This is a genomic window from Rhizobium sp. TRM96647 (assembly GCF_025780115.1).
Classification (GTDB): Bacteria; Pseudomonadota; Alphaproteobacteria; order Rhizobiales; family Rhizobiaceae; genus Mycoplana.
Genome location: NZ_JAOXHF010000004.1, coordinates 240,360 through 257,167 on the forward strand (window position 1 = coordinate 240,360; position 16,808 = coordinate 257,167).

Sequence of the window (16,808 nt, forward strand, 5' to 3'; positions counted from 1 at the left end):
GCGTGAGGGACGATGCACGTCACATGCGCAAGCGGCCTTCGTCGCCGACCGACCGGGTCCAAGGGGCATTGCGCGTTCACCGCGATCGGCGCCCGCCGATGCGATTTCAAGAGGGAGATACTGATGTCCGATCTGATCGTAGTGGGATTTGATACGCCGGACGAGGCCGACAAGGTTCTCGTCAAGCTGGCGGGCCTGAAGAAGGAGTACCTGATCGATCTCGAGGACGCCGTCGTCGTCGTGCGCGACGAGGCCGGAAAGGTCCATCTGAAGCAGAGCCTCAACCTGACTGCCATCGGCGCCTCCACGGGCCTGCTGTCCGGCGCGCTGTGGGGCGGCCTCGTCGGGCTGCTGTTCCTGAACCCGCTGGCCGGCTTCGCCATCGGCGGCGCCGTCGGCGCCGGTGCCGGCGCGCTGTCCGGATCGCTGAGCGACTACGGCATCGACGACAATTTCATCAAGTCGCTGGGCGATACGATTCCGAACAATTCCTCCGCCCTGTTCGTGCTCGTGCGCAAGGTCCAACCCGAAAAGGTGATGGCCGAGTTCCAGGGCCTGCGCGGCCGTGTCCTCAAGACATCTCTGTCGCCGGAACAGGAAAAGAGGCTGCAGGAGGCTCTCTCGGGGGTCGGCGCTGCGGCTCCGGCGACACCCGCCGCCTGACTTGCCCGGTCCGAGGCCGCCGCACCCTGTCGGCGGCCTTTGCCTTTCCGGCCGGCCGTCTGCGCGATGCTGCGCCGTTCAGAAGCTTCTCGCCCGGCCGGATGCGACCATCGGGCCGGTTGCCGTACCGGTCGGCGAGCCGCCCAGCGGTTCGACGCTGACGGCAAGGACGGCGCCGGCGTTCATCATCGGCCGCATGGCCTCGGGGACCATCAGGGTCCCGTCTCCGGATTGCGACAGGACGCCGAGCGAAACGGGCGTCTTGCCGTCCTCCACCAGCCACAGTTCGAGAGACTTCCCGCCGTCCTGCCGCGTCGCCGCCGGCGTCATGGTCAGCATGCCCCTTGCGGCGTCGTAGTGCGCCATGAGGCTGATCGGATTGTCGGAACCGGAAAGCTCGGCGATCATCTCCTGCGGGCGCCCCGGCGGCGCGAAGATTTCCGGCCCCAGTGCCAATAGCGCCATGGAGAAGGCGAAGCCGGCAAGCGCCGCCGAGCGCCAGAATGCCACCGACGCCCAGATGCTGCGCCGAGCGCCGGAGGTGTCAGAAAGCGGGGCATCGAAGAGGCGCTGCTCGACCGCCGTGAACACGCGCGGCGGCGGCGACATTGTCTCCAGTTCATGGTTGATCGCCGAAAGGTTCTCTTCCCACCGGTTCACCATGGCGGCAAAAGCCCGGTCGCTCTGCAGGCGAGCCTCCACCTTGCGGCGGTCCTCGGCCGACAGGACGCCGAGAACATATTCGCCTGCGATCACCTCGTCGCGGCGTGGATCCCTGCTGTTCTGGTCGGGCGATGTCATGGTCCCAGGCACTCTCTCAGTTTCAGCAGGCTTCGGCGAAGCCAGGTCTTCATCGTGTTGAGCGGCACGCCGTAGCGGCTGGCGAGTTCCTCGTAGCTCAGGCCCTCGACATAGGCGAGCCGCACCGCTGCGGCCTTCTCTGCCTCCAGCCGGCCCATGCAGCCATCGATGCGTCGGCCTTCCGATTTCAGGATGGACGCCTCCTCCGGGTCGCGTGCCGCGTCGGCGATATCATATGCTTCCTCGATGTCGCTTGCCACTGGTCTTCGCGCCCGGACCAGGTCGATCGCGTGATTGCGCGCGATCGCGGCGAGCCAGGCCGACGGGCTCGTCGCATCCGGCGAGAAACGGTCCGCCTTCTGCCAGATCTTGACGTAGATCTCCTGCAGCGCGTCCTCCGCGTCCTCGCGCTTGCCGAGGATGCGCAGGCAGATCGGAAACAGCCTTGCGCTGGTGGCATCGTAGAGACGTTTGAAGGCCGGGCGATCCTTCAGGCAGATGCGGCCGATCAGGTAGGAAATCTCGTCGTCACGCACGGGCGGCGGCCTTTCGGGCGGGCAGGCAGGGATGCCGGCAGATTCGCCGGGACGATAGCAGGCGATCGCGGAATTGGGGAGGGAGAGTGCCCCGCCCGCATCATTCGTCATTCCATCGTCACGCGACATGCGTTAAACAGGCGCCGACAAATTTGCGAGGCCTCCCATGTCCCAGTCCGACGGCTCCCAGACCGACAACTCCCTCACCGACAGCGAAATGCAGGCGCGGCTGCTGACGCAGGCTCTGCCCTACATGCAGCGCTACGAGAACAAGACCATCGTCGTGAAATACGGCGGCCATGCGATGGGCAATGCGGAACTGGGCCGGGCGTTCGCGAGCGACATCGCGCTCCTGAAGCAGTCCGGCGTCAATCCGATCGTCGTCCATGGCGGCGGCCCGCAGATCGGGGCCATGCTCGCCAAGATGGGCATCGAATCGAAGTTCGAGGGCGGCCTGCGCGTCACCGACCAGAAGACGGTCGAGATTGTCGAGATGGTGCTGGCCGGCTCGATCAACAAGGAGATCGTCGCCCTCATCAACCAGACCGGCGAATGGGCGATCGGGCTGTGCGGCAAGGACGGCAACATGGTCTTCGCCGAAAAGGCGAAGAAGACCGTGGTCGATCCGGACAGCAACATCGAGCGCATCCTCGATCTCGGCTTTGTCGGCGAGGTGGTCGAGGTCGACCGCACGCTGATCGACCTGCTGGCGAAATCGGAGATGATCCCGGTCATCGCGCCGGTCGCGCCCGGCCGCGACGGCCACACCTACAACATCAACGCCGATACGTTTGCCGGAGCGATCGCGGGGGCGCTGAACGCTACCCGCCTCCTGTTCCTCACCGACGTCCCCGGCGTCCTCAACAAGCAGGGCGAACTGATCAAGGAGCTTTCGGTGGCGGAAGCCCGCGCGCTGATCAAGGACGGCACGATCTCCGGCGGCATGATCCCGAAGGTCGAGACCTGCATCGACGCCATCAAGGCCGGTGTCCAGGGCGTCGTCATCCTCAACGGCAAGACGGCCCATTCGGTGCTGCTCGAAATCTTCACCGAGCGCGGCGCCGGCACGCTGATCGTCCCCTGACGGGACCGGCGGGTCCGGAGAGGCCCGCCGCTCGTGTTGCCTGCTGGCCTTCAGGCCGTGCCGTAGACGGCGGCGGCCTGCTTGCCCAGCCAGTCGATCATGGCGCGATAGGGGCCGGGGCCATAGCTGATCCGCGCGACACCCGCTTCCGCGAGCGTCTTCGCATCCGGGGCGCCCGGCTTCATCATCACGTTGACGGGAAGCGGCACGGCTTCGCAGATGCGCCCGATCAGCTCGGCATCCGCCAGCCAGGGCACGAAGAAGCCGTCGGCGCCGGCTCCCGCAAAGGCCAGGCCCCGCTCGATCGCAGCCTCCACCAGCCCGCCGTGTTTTGCCGCATCCTGCTCTTTCAGGAACAGATCGGTGCGGGCGTTGATGAAGAACGGCATGTCCCGCTTCTTCGTCATCTGCCGGATGGCGCCGATGCGCCGTGCCTGCAGCTCCACCGGATGCAGGCCGGTGCCGCCGACGACCTGGTCCTCGAAATTGATGCCGATCGCGCCGGTGTCGAGGATCCGCGCCACGTTCAGCGCCGCCTCGTCGGGATCGACCGCATAGGCGCCCTCGAAGTCGATGGTCACGGGCAGGTCGGTGGCGGCGACGATCGAGCGTGCAATCTCCGTCAGCGCCGGCAGCGGGACGCCCTCGCCGTCGGAATAGCCGCCGGCAGTGGCGACCGACCAGCTGCCGGTGGCGATCGCGCGGGCGCCGCTGGCGGCGACGACCTTGGCCGTGCCGGCATCCCAGACGTTGTAGAGAATGACCGGATCGCCCTTGCGATGCAGCGCGAAGAATGCCTCGGCCTTCTGTTTCTGGCTCATCCGTCGTCCTCCTGGATCCCGATTGTCGTCCCGTTTCATAGCCGCCATCGCAGGGGCGATCAATCCGGGGCGCGGCGTGCCGCGCCGCTCACTTCCACATCAGCAGCAACAGGATGCCGGCGACGATCAGCAGGCAGCCGGACAGCTCCATGCGGTTGATCTTCTCGCGGAAGACGAAGACGGAGGCGGCGAAGGTGAAGAGCAGTTCGATCTGCCCGAGCGCGCGCACATAGGCCACCTGCTGCAGCGCCATCGCGGTGAACCAGCAGGCCGAACCGGTGACGCCGGCAAGGCCCACGAGGGACGAGGATCGCCAGGAGCGCGCGACGCGGCCGATCTCGGTGGGATCCTTGGCCATCATCCAGACGAGCATGAAGGCGGTCTGGAACGTGGTCACGCAGGCCAGTGTCACCGCAGCCTGCATGACCGGGTTGGGACCGTCGAGCGAGAGCGCCGCCGAGCGGTAGGCGACGGCCGATATGCCGAAGATCGCCCCGGAGGCGATGCCGATCAGTGCCGTCCGGCCGGTCATGGCGGCAAGCAGGTTGCGCCACGACAGCGGCATGCGCGCCACCGAGATCATCATCACCCCGATCACGCCGACGACGATCGCGCCCACGGCTCCGGGCGTCAGCCTTTCGCCCAGGAGAATCAGCCCGAAGATCGCCGCCTGTACCGGCTCGGTCTTCGAATAGGCGGTGCCGACGGCGAAATTGCGCAGCGAGAACAGATAGACGAGCAGGATGGTGGCGAAGATCTGTGCAAGACCGCCGACCACCGACCAGAAGGCGAAGGGAACGTTCAGCGCCGGCAGGGCGTAGCCGGCGAAATGGTGGAGGGCCGCCAGGTAGGCGATCGCCACGGGAAAGCCGTAGCCGAAGCGCACGAAGCTCGCCCCGGTGGTGCCGAGCGACGAGCGCAGGTGTTTCTGCAGCGCCGAGCGCAGGTTCTGCAGGAACGCGGCGCAGATGGTGATGACGACCCAGGCTTCCATGGCTGCCGGCTGAGGGCATGTTCCCGAGGGGACTTCGGCCCGGGACGGGACATGCGTGAAAGGAACGGACGTGATGCGCGAGGCGGACGCCCCGGCAGCTCAGCCTCTATCAGTTGGGCGGGCGACCGGCCACGGCAAAATCCCCTGTTGCGGGCGCAAGGCCGATTCCTTTTTGCTTCCTGTTGCAGCCGTGTCATAAGGGCGCCCATGACCCAAGTCCGATCGACCCATCCGCTGCCGAGCAAAGCCGATTTCGCCCATGTCACCGACTGGGTGTTCGACCTCGACAACACGCTCTATCCGCATCACGTCGACCTCTTCGCCCAGATCGACGTCAACATGACGGGCTATGTCTCAGCACTCCTGGGCCTGTCGCGCGAAGAGGCCCGCGCCATTCAGAAGCGCTATTACCGGGAGCACGGCACGACGCTGAAGGGGCTGATGATCCATCACGGCATCGATCCGGCCGACTTCCTGGAGAAGGCGCACGCGATCGACTACGGCGTGCTGGCGCCCGACCTCGAGCTCGGCGAGGCGATCAGGGCGCTGCCGGGGCGCAAGTTCATCTTCACCAATGGCAGCGTCAGGCACGCCGAGATGACCGCGCGCGCGCTCGGCATCCTCGACCATTTCGACGACATCTTCGACATCGTCGCCGCAGAATACGTGCCGAAGCCCGCGGGCAGCACCTATGACAAGTTCATGGCGCTGCACCGGGTCGATACGACCCATGCCGTCATGTTCGAGGACCTGCCCCGCAATCTCCTTGTCCCCAAGGCGCTCGGCATGAAGACCGTGCTCCTCATGCCGCGCGACGAGCATCACGAGTTCACCGACGCCTGGGAAAAGCGCACCGACGAGGACGTGCACATCGACTACACCACCTCCGACCTCACGGGCTTCCTCTCCCGCCTGGTCAAGGGGTGAGGCCGAGCCGGTAGAGCAGTCCTTTCGGCCCCGGGCGGCTGCGCCCCGGGCGAGGCCAGGGCTGCCTTACTTCGCGACCGCGACCGCTTCCGTGTCCAGCTTCTCGTAGAAATTCTCGATGATCGCCCAGGCTTCCTCGGCGGTATCGACGAAGTTCATCAGCTCGACGTCGCCGGGCGAGATCGTGCCGAACTCGGCGAGCGCCTCCAGGTTGATGATCGAATTCCAGAATTCCTTGCCGAACAGGATGAGCGGCACCAGCGCCATGCGCCCGGTCTGCATCAGCGTCACCGTCTCGAACAGCTCGTCCAGCGTGCCGAAGCCGCCCGGAAAGACGGTCACGGCCTTGGCCCGCAGCAGGAAATGCATCTTGCGCACGGCGAAATAGTGGAAGTTGAAGCTGAGCTCGGGGGTGACGAAGGCATTCGGCGCCTGCTCGTGCGGCAGCACGATGTTGAGCCCGATGGACGGTGCGCCGACGTCGGCGGCACCGCGGTTGCCCGCCTCCATGACGCCTGGCCCGCCGCCCGTGACGACCACGAATTCCTTGAAGCCCGTCTCCGCCGAACGTTCCGAGCACAGCTTGGCGAACTTGCGCGCCTCGTCATAGTAGACCGAGGCCGCCTCCAGGTTCTTGCGCTGGGTTTCGTTGCGGGCCGCCCATGCCTCCATGCCGGGCGCGGGGATGCGGGCGCCGCCGAACATCACGACCGTGGAGTTGATGCCGCGCTCGCTCAGCATCATCTCGACCTTCAGGAGCTCGAGCTGCAGGCGAACCGGCCGCAGTTCCTCGCGGCAGAGGAACTCGTCGTCGATATAGGCGAGCCGATAGGCGGACGACATCGATTGCGGCGTCTGGGGAACGACGGAAGCCCTGTGCTTGTCGAATTCGCTGTCTGCCAGGGGATCCCACACGCCGTCCTTGCGCCGGAGGTTCTTCTTCTTCAGTCGTGCCATTTCGCTCTTCCATCATGCGGTCGGCGCCCGGTTTCGACCCTTGTTCGACCCCTGGGCGCGGACCTGTTCGTCACTCTCGTTCGGGCGAAGCAGGGCTGTAGCATCTTGCCGGCGCCGTCGCGACATCATCCGCCGGAAAAGGGCTTCAACTTTCCGGGATCATGCTCTAGGACTGCTGCCGACAATAGATGTGCCCCCCGGCGTCCCGATGGACCAGAATAGTGGTCGAAGTTTAAGGAATTCCGATGAACAGCTCCAATCTCGCCGCCCTTGAAGCCACGATCGAACGCGCCTTCGAAGAGCGCGAGCAGGTCAATACCGCGACACGCGGCGAGGTTCGCGATGCCGTCGAAACCTCGCTGAACCTTCTGGACAGCGGCAAGGCGCGGGTGGCGGAGAAGGGCGCGGACGGCAACTGGACGGTCAACCAGTGGCTCAAGAAGGCGGTGCTTCTGTCCTTCCGCCTCAACCCGATGGAGATCGTCCCCGGCGGCCCGGGCGCCTCCGTCTGGTGGGACAAGGTTCCCTCCAAGTTCGACGGCTGGAGCGTCAACGAGTTCGAGCGCGCCGGCTTCCGCGCCGTGCCGAACTGCGTCGTCCGCCGCTCCGCCTATATCGCCCCGAACGCGATCCTGATGCCCTCCTTCGTCAATCTCGGCGCCTATGTCGGCGAAGGCACCATGGTCGATACCTGGGCCACGGTCGGCTCCTGCGCGCAGATCGGCAAGCATGTGCACCTCTCCGGCGGCGTCGGCATCGGCGGCGTGCTGGAGCCGATGCAGGCCGGCCCGACCATCATCGAGGACAACTGCTTCATCGGCGCCCGCTCGGAGGTCGTGGAAGGCTGCATCGTTCGCGAGGGTTCGGTTCTCGGCATGGGCGTCTTCATCGGCAAGTCGACGAAGATCGTCGACCGCGCCACCGGCGAGATCACCTATGGGGAAGTGCCGCCCTATTCGGTCGTCGTCGCAGGCTCCCTGCCGTCCGACAAGACGATGGCGAACGGCCAGCCGGCGCCGAACCTCTACTGCGCCGTGATCGTCAAGCGCGTGGACGAGCAGACCCGCTCCAAGACCGGCATCAACGAACTGCTCCGGGACTGACGCATGAATGACGCGGACCGGCCGCCAAGCCTCAGCTGGTTCTTCTTCGGCTGGTCCGGCCGCGTCTCCCGCATGCCGTTTGCGCTCGGCTGGGGCTTCTGGTTCATGCTGGTGTCGGCCTTCCTGACCCAGCTGGTCATGACGCCGCACGAGGAGCCGATGTTCGCCGTCTGGACCATGTTGTTTTTGACCATCGGCATCGTCTCCTCCATTTCCACGGTCATGCTCAGCGTGAAGCGGCTGCACGACATGGGGCTGCCGTCGCCGCTGGTGCTGTGCCTGTTCGTGCCGGCCGTCTCGCTGTTCGCGCTGGTGGCCTTTCTCGTCTGGCCCGGCACGCCCGGCGCCAATGCCCATGGCGCGGTCACCAACCGGCCGAGAGAGTAGGGGGCGGTCGATGGGTGATGACAGCGCGGGCCCGATAAGCTAGATCGGGAGGCGAGGCCGGCGGCGCATTTCGCGCGGCCAACCCGCCGGCAGGCAGTCCAGATCATGACCACGTCAAATCCCGTCGAAAATCTTGCCACCCTCATTCGCTGCCCGTCCGTGACGCCCGCCGAAGGCGGGGCGCTGGCGGCGCTCGAGGCCATGCTCTCCCCGCTCGGCTTTGTCGTGCAGCGGGTGGTGATGTCGGCACCGGGCACGCCGGACATCGAGAACCTCTATGCCCGCATCGGCACCGGGGGACCGCACCTGATGTTCGCCGGCCATACCGACGTCGTCCCGGTCGGCGATGCCGCGGCCTGGACGCATGATCCCTTCGCAGCCGAGATCGCGGACGGGCAGATGTACGGCCGCGGCGCCGTCGACATGAAGGGCGGCATCGCCTGCTTCGTCGCCGCCGTGGCGCGCCACATCGAGAAACACGGCCCACCGCAGGGGTCCGTCTCCTTCCTCATCACCGGCGACGAGGAGGGGCCTGCGGTCAACGGCACGATCAAGCTGCTCGAATGGGCCGCCGCCCGCGGCGAGCGCTGGGATGCCTGCCTCGTGGGAGAGCCGACCAATCCCGACACGCTCGGCGACATGATCAAGATCGGCCGGCGCGGCTCGGTATCGGGTGCCCTCACCGTCTTCGGCGTCCAGGGGCACGCCGCCTATCCGCACCTCGCCGACAATGCCGTTCGCGCCGTCATCGCGCTCGCCGATGCCCTTATGGATCCGCCCTTCGATGCCGGCACCGAGGATTTCCAGCCCTCCAATCTGGAGGTCACCACGATCGACGTCGGCAATCCGGCCGTCAACGTGGTTCCCTCCAGGGCGCAGGCGAGCTTCAACATCCGTTTCAACGACAGCTGGACGGCGGATACGGTCAAGGCCGAGATCGTCCGCCGCCTCGATGCCGCCGCCGCCGACCAGCGCCTCCGGCCCGGCCGGCCGCCGATCCGCTACGAGCTCCGCTGGGCCGAGCGTCCGAGCCATGTCTTCCTCACCCGTGACGACCGCCTGATCGCCTCGCTGTCCTCGGCGATCGAGGCGGCGATCGGCCGGGTGCCGAAGCTGTCCACCACCGGCGGCACGTCGGATGCACGCTTCATCAAGGACTATTGCCCCGTCGTCGAGTTCGGCCTCGTCGGCCAGACCATGCACATGGTCGACGAGCGCGTCGCCGTCGCCGACCTGGAAACGCTCACGCTCATCTACGAGACCTTCCTCGCGCGCTGGTTTGCCAATGCCGGGACTTGACGAGGTCCTCTACTACCTGACCGGCATCTGGCATCTCGTCCGGAAGCGGCAGGAGGGGTTCGGCTGGCTCGACCTCAGCTGGCGCGGCCTCGTGCGCTCTTTCTGGGCCTTCGTCTGGAGCCTGCCGGCACTGGCGGTGATCTGGGCGTCGTGGCGGCTCTATTTTCTGGCGCGCATGCCGGAGGGAACCGGCGCGGGGATCGATTTCGTCGTCAAGATGTTCGTGATCGATGCCGTCGGCTGGATGCTGCCGCTGGCGCTCGTGGCCGTTCTGGCCCGTCCGCTCGGCTACGCGCAGCACGTGGCGACGATGATCATTGCCAGCAACTGGATCGGCGTGCCCTTCGCCTATGCGACCGCGATCCCCTTTGCGGTCTCGCTGGTGATACCGTCCCTCTCCGCCTTCTCGGGGCTGCTGCTCTATGCCGTCTTCGGCGCCAGCATCGCCTTGCAGTACAGGCTCCTGTGGATGTGCGTCGGCAAGCAGTCGCTGCTGGCGGCCACGCTGACGGCGCTGTTCGTGCTGCCGCCGCTGCTCGCCGGGCAGGGCCTGCAGGTGCTGTTCGGCACCCTTCCGTCCTGAAGCCGGCAATGGCCGGACGTCAGTAGTCGACCTGCATGAAATAGAGCCCGTCCGGCGGCGCCACAGGACCGCAGGCCTTGCGGTCGCGGGCCTCCAGCGCCGTCCGCACGTCGTCGACGCTCCATTTTCCCTCGCCCGCGAGCTTCAGCGTTCCCGCGAAGGAGCGGATCTGGTTGTGCAGGAAGCTCTGCGCCGTGGCGCGGATCTCGATCAGTTCGCCCGTCCGCGTCACGTCCAGCCGGTCGATCGTGCGCACCGGGCTGTTGGCCTGGCAGTGAACGGAGCGGAAGGTGGTGAAGTCGTGCTTGCCGACCAGCACCTGGGCTGCCGCATGCATGGCCTCGTGATCGAGAGGCTTGGCCACGAACCAGGCCCGTCTTGCCTCCAGCGCCAGCGGTGCCCGGCGCGAAATGATACGGTAGAGATAGTGGCGGCGCAGCGCCGAGAACCGGGCGTCGAAGCCGTCGTCGACCTGTGCGGCATCCAGGATCGCCACCCGCTCGCCGGCCTGCGCCAGGTGGGCGTTGAGCGCGTTGCGAAGCGTATGCTCCTGCCAGTCCCGCGACAGGTCGGCATGGGCCACCTGGCCCATGGCGTGGACGCCGGAATCGGTCCGCCCGGCGCCACGGATCGACACCGTCTCCCTGGTGAGCGACAGGATCGCCTTTTCGACCGCGCCCTGCACGGAGGGCCCGTTCTCCTGCCGCTGCCAGCCGACATAGGGCGTGCCGTCATATTCGATGACGAGGCGATAGCGCGGCATCAGGCAATCACCGTGCCGGCGGATACGGGCGTGCCGCGCAGGAAGTCGGAGGCGTCCATCGGCTTGCCGCCAGCCTTCTGCAGCCGCGTCAGCGATACCGATCCGTCTTTGCAGGCAATGGCCAGCCCTTCGCCGCCGAGCACCGTTCCCGGGACGCCGGCGGCATCGCCGAGCTTCGATCCGAGCACTTTGACGCGTTCCGGCCTGCCTGCGACGGGCAATTCAAACCACGCCCCGGGAAAGGGCGCGAGCGCGCGAATATGATTGTGCACCTCCGCCGCCGGCCGGCTGAAATCGATGCGTGTCTCGCCCTTGTCGATCTTGGCCGCATAGACGACGCCGGCCTCTTCCTGCGGGGTCAGCGGCAGATTGCCGGCCTCGAGGCGCGCCATGGCTTCTGCCATCAGCGGGCCGCCCGCCTCTTTCAGCGCGTCGTGCAGCTCGCCGCCGGTCATGTCCGGTCCGATCGCCACCCGCCGGGTCAGTGCCACCGGGCCGGTGTCCAGCCCCTTGTCCATCTTCATCACCATAATGCCGGTTTCGCGGTCGCCCGCCATGATCGCGCGCTGGATCGGCGCCGCACCCCGCCAGCGCGGCAGCAGCGAGGCGTGGCCGTTGTAGCAGCCGAGCCGGGTGCCGGTCAGGATCGCCTCGGGCAGGAGCAGCCCGTAGGCCACCACGACCGCGACGTCGGCCTCATGCGCCCGGAAGGCCGCGCGATCCGCCTCGGCCTTGAAATTCAGCGGGGTGAAGACGGGGACGCTTAGGCTCTCGGCCGCCTGGTGCACCGGCGATTTCTGCAGCTCCAGCCCGCGCCGTCCGCCCGGCCGCGGCGGCTGCGAGTAGGCGGCGACAATGGTGTGTCCGGCCTGCGAGAGCGCGTTCAGCGTCGGAACGGAGAATTCCGGTGTACCCATGAAGACAATGCGAAGCGCCATGCGCTGAGACTCCCGTCCGGCACGTGAACCCGATGTCGGGCCGGCCCGCCGACGGGCATGCGCGGATCAACTGTTAGCTTGCCCCTTCAAACGGGTTTACGAGCTTCAGATCAAGCCCCTCGAAGTCTTTTACGTTGCGCGTCGCCAGCGTCGCGCCGTGATGTAGGCAGATGGCGGCGATCATGGCGTCTTTCGTCTCGATTGGTCGCCCCGCCTTCTTTCGCCGGGCGCAAATCTCTCCGTAGAGCACCGCAGCGTCCCGATCGAGGGAGAGAATGCGTCCCTCGAATTCGGCTTCGATGGCGTCGTAGTCTCTCTGGAGTGCCGACCGACGGTCGTCGGAGGCGACGACGGCGATGCCGAAGTGGATTTCCGCGACGGTGATCACGGTCAGATAAAGATCGTCCATCCGCTGCAGAGCGAGCCAGGCAAGCACGATCTCGCTGTGTTTTCGGCCCCTGAATTCCGACAGGACGTTCGTGTCGAGAATGATCATCCGGCGTCAATCGAACGACGGAGGTTCGCGATCCGGCGCCTTCCTGAAGGCCTCAATCTCGCGCAATTCCTCTTCCGAGAAAAAGGTGTCGCCGATGACCGCACGCAGGCGTTCGCCGGCGGATCGGCCGTCTCCGTCGACATTGGCGTTCAGCGCAGTCCTGAGTTGAGCGACGGCTTCCTGCGAGAGGCTGCGGCCATGCTTGCGCGCACTGGCCTGCAACTTGTCCTTCAATGCGCCGTCAATATTCCGCAAAAGCAGGTCGCCCATGGCCAACCTCCACTATGATATCGCTGATATCATAGTGCGTCCGCGCCGAACCTTCAATGATCCGCCGTTCAGATCGCCTTGGCGCCGCGGGTCTTGGCGGCCTTAGTGAACTTGCGGATCACCATGTCGCGTTTCAGCTTGGAGATGTGGTCGATGAAGAGCACGCCGTCGAGGTGGTCGATCTCGTGCTGCAGGCAGGTGGCGAGCAAGCCGTCGGCGTCGATCGTCTGCTCCTTGCCGTCGCGGTCGAGATAGCGCACGGAGATCGTGGCCGGACGCTCCACCTCGGCATAATAGTCGGGGATCGAAAGGCAGCCCTCCTCGTAGACGGAGCGGGCGTCGGAGGAGGCTACGATCTCGGGATTGATGAAGACCAGCGGGGTCTTCTCCTCGCCGTCCTTGGAGACATCGAGCACCAGCATCCGGCGCGGCACGCCGACCTGGATCGCCGCCAGCCCGATTCCGGGTGCGTCGTACATCGTCTCCAGCATGTCGTCGGCCAGCCGGCGCGTCTCGTCGTTGATGGCTTCCAGCGGCGAGGAGACCTCTCGCAGGATGGGATCGGGGAGGATAATCAGCGGTTTGATCGTCATCCGCCTCAATTAGCCGTTTGTCGGGCTCCTTTCAATTGTCTTGCTCGGCAAGGGGGCGGTCCGCCCGCTACAATCGGTTTGTTCACGTTATGATCTGGCTTCTCCGGTATTTGCTGCTATGTTTGCCGCATGAATGCGGAACCGTCGCTGCAAGACACCCTGATTCGGCTGGTGGATGCGCTCTTGCGCGAACCGTCGCTGCAACTCGCCTGCATCCTCGCGGCCCTCGTCGTCCTCGGCTGGACGGTCGCCGCGCGGCGCGCCGCCGGACGCCAGCGCGAAGCCGCCGCTGCTGCGGAAATGCGACTGGCCGAACTCTTGCGCGCGCAGAACGAGATGCAGGGTCGCGTCGCGGCCATGGCCGAAGTCTTCGGCGCGCGGCAGGCGGAAACGAACCAGTCGATCAACCAGCGCCTGGACGGCCTGACCCAGCGCCTCGGCCAGTCGATCAGCGAGCAGACGCGCACGACCCATGAGAACCTGCGCCGCCTGCAGGAGCGGCTGGCCGTGATCGATACCGCCCAGGCCAATATCCAGTCGCTGGCCAAGGACGTCGTCGGCCTGCAGGCGATCCTTGCCAACAAGCAGACCCGCGGCGCCTTCGGCCAGGCGCGGATGGAGGCGATCGTCGCCGACGGGCTGCCAATCGGCGCCTACGAGTTCCAGGCGCAACTGGCAAACGGCATGCGTCCCGACTGCGTGATCCGCATGCCGAACGGGCAGCCGCCGCTGGTGATCGACGCGAAGTTTCCGCTGGAGGCCTGGAATGCCATGGGCGCCGCCGGCACGCCGGAGGCCTCCAGGACCGCCGCCCAGCAGTTCCGCCGGGATATGGAGGTGCATATCCGCGACATCGCCGAAAAATATCTGCAGCCCGGCGAGACGCAGGACACGGCCTTCCTTTTCGTCCCGTCCGAATCGATCTTCGCGGCCATCCACGAGAGCTTCGAGGCGATCGTCCAGCGCGCCCACCGCGCCCGCATCGTCATCGTCTCGCCCTCGCTGCTTCTCCTATCGATCCAGGTCCTGCAGGCGCTCCTGAAGGATCAGCGCATGCGCGAGCAGGCGCATGTCATCCAGGGCGAGGTGGTGCGGCTGATGGAGGATCTCGGCCGGCTCGACGACCGCGTCCGCAAGTTGCACGGCCATTTCACCTCGGCGCAGAAGGACGTCGACCAGATCCTGACGTCGACGGAAAAACTTGCCCGCCGCGGCACCCGTATCGGCGAGATGGAGTTCGAGGTTCTCGCCTCCCAGGGCACGGCCGCAGAGGCAGCCGTGCCGTCGCCGCCTGCGGCCGAACGTGCGGTCGAAAGCCGCACCGGCCAATTGAAGCTGAGAGTTGTTGACGAGGACTGACAGCCTCGGGCAGTGTCGTCTCCAGCAATACCGGAGGACAGCTGGCCCATGATTACCGTCTTCGGATCCATCAACATGGATCTCATCGCCACGACCGCACGCCTGCCGAGGCCCGGCGAGACCGTGGCCGGGCACAGCTTCACGACCGCTGCCGGCGGCAAGGGCGCGAACCAGGCGCTCGCGGCCAGGCGCGCCGGCGCGATGGTGCGCATGGCGGGTGCGGTCGGCGGCGACAGCTTCGCCGCGGAATCGCTGGTGCTTCTGACCCAGGCGGCGGTGAACCTCGATTTCGTCAAGGTCGCCGACGAGCCGACCGGAACGGCGCACATCATCGTCGCCGACGACGACGGCGAGAACGTCATCGTCGTGGTGCCCGGCGCTAACGGCGACGTGACCGCGGCCGATGCACGGGCGGCGGTGTCGCAGATGTCCGCCGGCGACGTTCTCATGCTGCAGATGGAAGTTCCGCCGGAAGCGGTGGAGGCGGCGCTGGATTCGGCCAGGGCGCGGCGCGTGACCTCGGTGATCAATCTCGCACCCTTCACCGCCGATAGCGCGCGGCTCGGCGCCAAGGCGGACATCGTGGTGACCAACGAGAGCGAATTCGAGCTTTTTGCCGGAAGGTCCGGCTTCTCCGACGCCCAGCGCGAGGCGGAGATGCGCGCCATCCACGAGCGGACGGGCCAGACGATCATCGTCACGCTCGGCGCAGACGGCGTCATCGCCATCCGCAAGGGCAGCATCTTCCGCGCACCGGGCCTGAAGATCGAGCCGATCGACACCGTCGGCGCCGGCGACAGCTTCAGTGGCTATCTCGCCGCCGCGCTCGATGCCGGCCTTCCCTTCGCCGATTGCCTGCGCCGTGCCGCCGTTGCCGGCTCGCTGGCCTGCACCAGGCGCGGCGCCCAGCCGGCGATCCCCTATGCGGCCGAGGTCGACGCCCGCCTGGGCGCAAACTAGGTCTCTGCCCTGGGCGAGCGGAGCCGCGAAATCAGGCGGCTCCGTGATCGGGCGACCCTGCTCAAACCCGCTCCAGCGCGATCGCGATCCCCTGACCGACGCCGATGCACATGGTGGCGAGCGCCAGCCGGCCGCCGGTCGCGTTGAGTTCCAGCGCGGCCGTGCCGGCGATCCGCGCGCCCGACATGCCGAGCGGATGGCCGAGCGCGATCGCCCCGCCATTGCGGTTCACGCGGGCGTCGTCGTCGGCGATCCCCAACTGCCGCAGCGTCGCCAGTCCCTGGCTGGCAAAGGCCTCGTTGAGCTCGATCACGTCGAACCGATCCTGCGTCAGACCGAGGCGGGCCATGAGCTTCTGCGAGGCCGGTACCGGGCCGATACCCATGATGCGCGGCGGCACGCCGGCACTTGCGCCGCCGAGGATACGGGCGATCGGCGTCAGCCCGTGGTCGCGGGCCGCCGCTGCCGATGCGATCACCAGCGCCGCGGCCCCGTCGTTGACGCCGGAGGCGTTGCCGGCCGTAACCGTGCCGCCCTCGGCCCGGAAGGGGGTGCCGAGCCTGGCGAGAGACTCCATCGTCGTTGCGCGCGGATGCTCGTCCCGATCGACCACGACCGGCTCGCCCTTCCGTTGCGGGATGGTGACGGGCGTGATCTCCCTTGCCAGGCGCCCGTTCGCCTGCGCTTCGGCCGCCTTGGCCTGCGAACGGACAGCAAAGGCGTCCTGATCCTCACGGGAAATCCGGAAATCCTCTGCGACGTTCTCCCCCGTCTCGGGCATGGAATCGACGCCGTACTGCTTCTTCATCAGCGGATTGACGAAGCGCCAGCCGATTGTCGTGTCATGGATCTCGGTGTTGCGGGAAAAGGCCGTTTCCGCCTTGGGCATGACGAACGGCGCCCGGCTCATGCTTTCGACACCGCCGGCGATCATCAGATCCGCCTCGCCGGCCCGGATGGCGCGGGCAGCCGTGATGACCGCATCCATGCCCGAGCCGCAGAGCCGGTTGATGGTCGTGCCGGGCACGCCGACGGGAAGGCCGGCAAGCAGCGACGACATGCGCGCGATGTTGCGGTTGTCCTCGCCCGCCTGGTTGGCGCAGCCGACGATGACGTCGTCGGCGGCGTCCCAGTCGACCGATCCGTTACGCGCCATCAGCGCCCTGAGCGGGATCGCGCCGAGGTCGTCAGCGCGGACCGACGAAAGGGCGCCGCCGAAGCGGCCGATCGGCGTGCGGATGTAGTCGCAGATGAAGGCTTCGGTCATGCCTGTC

Annotated in this window: 20 protein-coding genes; 9 read left to right on the plus strand and 11 right to left on the minus strand. The window is 66.7% G+C overall.

Annotated features, from left to right (window positions below; genetic code table 11):
- Positions 1 to 123: 123 nt before the first annotated feature.
- Positions 124 to 663 carry a DUF1269 domain-containing protein gene (locus OCK02_RS09680; RefSeq protein ID WP_230808935.1) on the plus strand — a complete coding sequence of 180 codons (540 nt, stop codon included), beginning with the start codon at positions 124 to 126 and terminating at the stop codon, positions 661 to 663.
- 78 nt (positions 664 to 741) lie between these two features.
- Here OCK02_RS09680 and OCK02_RS09685 read toward each other — a convergent pair whose 3' ends face one another.
- Entirely contained in the window at positions 742 to 1,464 is a 723-nt protein-coding gene (locus tag OCK02_RS09685; RefSeq protein WP_263812870.1) for an anti-sigma factor domain-containing protein, read from the minus strand.
- Positions 1,461 to 2,000, minus strand: a complete 540-nt coding sequence (locus OCK02_RS09690) for a sigma-70 family RNA polymerase sigma factor (protein ID WP_230808937.1) — start codon at positions 1,998 to 2,000, stop codon at positions 1,461 to 1,463. The genes OCK02_RS09685 and OCK02_RS09690 overlap by 4 nt, the downstream gene beginning before the upstream one ends.
- 166 nt (positions 2,001 to 2,166) lie before the next feature.
- Between OCK02_RS09690 and argB the strand changes: the two genes are divergently transcribed.
- Positions 2,167 to 3,084, plus strand: a complete 918-nt coding sequence (gene argB / locus OCK02_RS09695) for an acetylglutamate kinase (RefSeq protein WP_263812871.1) — start codon at positions 2,167 to 2,169, stop codon at positions 3,082 to 3,084.
- A gap of 50 nt (positions 3,085 to 3,134) precedes the next feature.
- On the opposite strand, the gene OCK02_RS09700 is transcribed toward argB, so the two are convergent.
- Together OCK02_RS09700 and OCK02_RS09705 are read right to left on the minus strand one after the other, a co-directional pair.
- Positions 3,135 to 3,905 carry an isocitrate lyase/PEP mutase family protein gene (locus OCK02_RS09700; protein ID WP_263812872.1) on the minus strand — a complete coding sequence of 257 codons (771 nt, stop codon included), beginning with the start codon at positions 3,903 to 3,905 and terminating at the stop codon, positions 3,135 to 3,137.
- An 88-nt stretch (positions 3,906 to 3,993) separates the two neighbouring features.
- The gene (locus OCK02_RS09705; RefSeq protein WP_263812873.1) at positions 3,994 to 4,899 is read right to left on the minus strand and encodes a DMT family transporter; all 906 of its coding nucleotides are present in this window, start codon (positions 4,897 to 4,899) and stop codon (positions 3,994 to 3,996) included.
- 207 nt (positions 4,900 to 5,106) lie between these two features.
- Between OCK02_RS09705 and OCK02_RS09710 the strand changes: the two genes are divergently transcribed.
- Complete coding sequence (locus OCK02_RS09710; protein WP_263812874.1) at positions 5,107 to 5,826, plus strand: pyrimidine 5'-nucleotidase; 720 nt, start codon at positions 5,107 to 5,109, stop codon at positions 5,824 to 5,826.
- A gap of 66 nt (positions 5,827 to 5,892) precedes the next feature.
- On the opposite strand, the gene OCK02_RS09715 is transcribed toward OCK02_RS09710, so the two are convergent.
- Positions 5,893 to 6,783, minus strand: coding sequence for an LOG family protein (locus OCK02_RS09715; protein WP_263812875.1), 891 nt, complete (start codon positions 6,781 to 6,783; stop codon positions 5,893 to 5,895).
- A gap of 245 nt (positions 6,784 to 7,028) precedes the next feature.
- Here OCK02_RS09715 and dapD point away from each other — a divergent pair, with 245 nt between their 5' ends.
- From dapD to OCK02_RS09735, 4 genes are all read left to right on the plus strand, one after another.
- Positions 7,029 to 7,886, plus strand: coding sequence for a 2,3,4,5-tetrahydropyridine-2,6-dicarboxylate N-succinyltransferase (gene dapD, locus OCK02_RS09720; RefSeq protein WP_230808943.1), 858 nt, complete (start codon positions 7,029 to 7,031; stop codon positions 7,884 to 7,886).
- A gap of 3 nt (positions 7,887 to 7,889) precedes the next feature.
- Positions 7,890 to 8,273: a DUF805 domain-containing protein gene (locus tag OCK02_RS09725; RefSeq protein WP_230808944.1), complete on the plus strand. Its 384-nt coding sequence runs from the start codon at positions 7,890 to 7,892 to the stop codon at positions 8,271 to 8,273.
- Positions 8,274 to 8,378: 105 nt separating this feature from the next.
- On the plus strand, positions 8,379 to 9,572 hold the full coding sequence (gene dapE, locus OCK02_RS09730; RefSeq protein ID WP_263812876.1) for a succinyl-diaminopimelate desuccinylase: 1,194 nt from the start codon (positions 8,379 to 8,381) through the stop codon (positions 9,570 to 9,572).
- Positions 9,559 to 10,155, plus strand: coding sequence for a hypothetical protein (locus tag OCK02_RS09735; RefSeq protein ID WP_263812877.1), 597 nt, complete (start codon positions 9,559 to 9,561; stop codon positions 10,153 to 10,155). Before dapE ends, OCK02_RS09735 begins: the two co-directional genes overlap by 14 nt.
- A gap of 19 nt (positions 10,156 to 10,174) precedes the next feature.
- Here OCK02_RS09735 and truA read toward each other — a convergent pair whose 3' ends face one another.
- The 5 genes from truA to def all read right to left on the minus strand — a co-directional run bounded on the left by truA (position 10,175) and on the right by def (position 13,215).
- Positions 10,175 to 10,918 (minus strand): tRNA pseudouridine(38-40) synthase TruA, encoded by a 744-nt coding sequence (gene truA, locus OCK02_RS09740; RefSeq protein ID WP_263812878.1) that lies wholly within the window; start codon positions 10,916 to 10,918, stop codon positions 10,175 to 10,177.
- Complete coding sequence (gene fmt, locus OCK02_RS09745; RefSeq protein ID WP_263812879.1) at positions 10,918 to 11,856, minus strand: methionyl-tRNA formyltransferase; 939 nt, start codon at positions 11,854 to 11,856, stop codon at positions 10,918 to 10,920. The genes truA and fmt overlap by 1 nt, the downstream gene beginning before the upstream one ends.
- A gap of 73 nt (positions 11,857 to 11,929) precedes the next feature.
- Complete coding sequence (locus OCK02_RS09750; protein ID WP_263812880.1) at positions 11,930 to 12,352, minus strand: type II toxin-antitoxin system VapC family toxin; 423 nt, start codon at positions 12,350 to 12,352, stop codon at positions 11,930 to 11,932.
- A gap of 6 nt (positions 12,353 to 12,358) precedes the next feature.
- On the minus strand, positions 12,359 to 12,622 hold the full coding sequence (locus tag OCK02_RS09755) for a FitA-like ribbon-helix-helix domain-containing protein (protein WP_263812881.1): 264 nt from the start codon (positions 12,620 to 12,622) through the stop codon (positions 12,359 to 12,361).
- Between the two features lie 68 nt (positions 12,623 to 12,690).
- Positions 12,691 to 13,215 (minus strand): peptide deformylase, encoded by a 525-nt coding sequence (gene def, locus OCK02_RS09760; RefSeq protein WP_263812882.1) that lies wholly within the window; start codon positions 13,213 to 13,215, stop codon positions 12,691 to 12,693.
- Positions 13,216 to 13,428: 213 nt separating this feature from the next.
- Here def and OCK02_RS09765 point away from each other — a divergent pair, with 213 nt between their 5' ends.
- Positions 13,429 to 14,574: a DNA recombination protein RmuC gene (locus OCK02_RS09765; protein WP_412178798.1), complete on the plus strand. Its 1,146-nt coding sequence runs from the start codon at positions 13,429 to 13,431 to the stop codon at positions 14,572 to 14,574.
- Between the two features lie 48 nt (positions 14,575 to 14,622).
- On the plus strand, positions 14,623 to 15,534 hold the full coding sequence (locus tag OCK02_RS09770; protein WP_263812884.1) for a ribokinase: 912 nt from the start codon (positions 14,623 to 14,625) through the stop codon (positions 15,532 to 15,534).
- Between the two features lie 61 nt (positions 15,535 to 15,595).
- On the opposite strand, the gene pcaF is transcribed toward OCK02_RS09770, so the two are convergent.
- Positions 15,596 to 16,801: a 3-oxoadipyl-CoA thiolase gene (pcaF, locus tag OCK02_RS09775; RefSeq protein WP_263812885.1), complete on the minus strand. Its 1,206-nt coding sequence runs from the start codon at positions 16,799 to 16,801 to the stop codon at positions 15,596 to 15,598.
- Positions 16,802 to 16,808 lie beyond the last annotated feature (7 nt).